Genomic DNA, 409 nt, shown 5'->3' on the forward strand with positions numbered 1-409 from the left:
ATAGGGGCAGGCTGTAAATTCAAAGTTGTGACCGAGGGCGACCGGACATTTGAGACGCGGTACTGTTCGGAAAGGGCTTTAATAATCAGATTGGAACCAGCCCAGGGAGAGTTTGAAGTATCTAAAACATTGAACGAGCTCGAGACCGCATTGGTGCTAACTCCCGTGGTGGCATTTTTTAGGGAAAAGCCCCACTTGCTGCTCAGATTGGTGTAAACCGCCGACCAATCCAGGCCTGTTTGATCCTTGTCAGAGAGGGTCACCTCAAAGACTTTGACATTGAACAGAACCTGGCGCGTGATGCTGCGGTTGATCGAGTTCAAGTATCTCGAAACGTTGGAAAGAACCTCTGGACGATCACTCACCGTCAAGGTGCCAGTGGATCGAGAAAGGAACATCCGACCTGGTG

The 409-nt window shown here is 50.4% G+C and carries 1 pseudogene; it reads right to left on the minus strand.

Annotation, left to right across the window (positions count from 1 at the left end):
• Window positions 1–365, minus strand: a pseudogene (locus FCS21_RS16600) (hypothetical protein); the annotation flags it as partial.
• Between the last annotated feature and the right edge of the window lie 44 nt (window positions 366–409).

The organism is Colwellia ponticola, from assembly GCF_005885605.1.
GTDB lineage: Bacteria > Pseudomonadota > Gammaproteobacteria > Enterobacterales > Alteromonadaceae > Colwellia > Colwellia ponticola.